Annotated in this window: 1 protein-coding gene; it reads left to right on the plus strand. The window is 37.9% G+C overall.

Going from position 1 to position 1,549, the window contains the following annotated elements:
• The first annotated feature begins 1 nt into the window (after nt 1).
• On the plus strand, nt 2-1,543 hold the full coding sequence (locus H5072_RS19095) for a methyl-accepting chemotaxis protein (protein WP_310735905.1): 1,542 nt from the start codon (nt 2-4) through the stop codon (nt 1,541-1,543).
• Nucleotides 1,544-1,549 lie beyond the last annotated feature (6 nt).

The raw sequence follows: 1,549 nt of genomic DNA on the forward strand, positions 1-1,549 counted from the left end.
TATCTTGTCGTTAATTATTGGGTATTCATACTTAATTAACTTACAAAAAAATGCATTAGATGTGCAATCCGATAAATTTATTAAGGCTGTGTCTCTTGCTTTGAGTGCCGACAGGGATTTGTATCAAGCAAAGGTTGCTGAGTTAAATTTAGTCGTACATAACGACAATAAAGAAGCTTATTTGCAAAAGCATAAAGAAAATGCCGAGCAAGTAACACAAAGGTTAGAGCAGTACTTAACTTTGTTATCGGATTATCCAAAAGCTATAAATGGGCTTCGCGGTTTTGATGGTGCTTATAATACTTGGTTAAACGCTTCACTGGCCTATATGAATGATAAAACAAATCTAAAAAAACAGTCTCAATCAGAAAAAGCATTTGACGAATTAAGAGCTACGCTTGATCAAGCTGGTGAATTAGCAGAGCAAACATCGGTTGAAGAAGTTCAAAAACTATCAGACACAATTGCTTCAACTAAGTTAACTATGCTTATTTTTGTCATATTAATTTTATTAGTGGCGTGTTGGTTTAGTTACCTTATTCCTAAGCAATTAACACAGCAAATTAACTATGTAACTTCTCGTATTAACGATATAGCCTCTGGTGATGGCGATTTAACTGGCAGGATCGCTATAACGTCTAAAGATGAATTTTCTGAACTTGCAACGCAGTTCAATCGTTTTCTCGACAACTTACAGCAATTAATTCGCGATATTTTAGAGCAATCAAAAGAACTAAGTGAATTAGGAGGTGAGTTAAGTCAGGTTGCAAATAAAAACAATGCTGTAAATCAAACGCTCAGCCAAGCCTCTGAGTCAATAGTAAGTGCAGTGCATGAGATGAGTGTAGCAAGTAGAGAAGTTGCAGGTGTTGCTCAGCAATCATCAACAGAAGCTGATAAATCGTTAAATTTAGCTCAGCAAGGACTAACAGCGGTTGCGCACTCTAGTTCTCGTATTATTTCTTTGTCGCAAAATATGGAGCAAGCTATGGCGCGCTCTACAGAGCTACAACAAAGTTCTGATAACATTGCCAAAGTACTTGAGGTTATTCGTGCAATTGCAGAGCAAACCAATCTGCTGGCGCTTAATGCTGCTATTGAAGCCGCGCGAGCTGGTGAATATGGCAGAGGTTTTGCTGTGGTAGCAGATGAAGTAAGAACATTGGCTACACGCACGCAAGTAAGCACAAACGATATTCAAAAAATGATAGAGCAATTTGCAACGAGCGTAGAACAATCAATTAAAGCGATAGATGAAGGTAAGCAATTTGCAGATGATGCGGTTGGTTCGTTTAGTCAAACTAATGATGTGCTTAATGCAATGCAAAGCTCGTCTACTAAAGTAAATGATATGGCGATGCAAACAGCGCAAGCGACTGAAGAGCAGACAACGGTTGCAGATGAAATAAGTCAAAACCTATCATCATTAAACGATCAAACTTTAGAAGGGGGGGCGCTTGCTCGAACTACTGAGGATGTATCTAAAAAAATGGAACAATTGACTGATGAGCTAAATCATTTAGTGCATCGATTTAAAGTTTAAATAAGC

The organism is Pseudoalteromonas sp. SR45-5 (assembly GCF_014163565.1).
GTDB classification, from domain to species: Bacteria; Pseudomonadota; Gammaproteobacteria; order Enterobacterales; family Alteromonadaceae; genus Pseudoalteromonas; species Pseudoalteromonas distincta.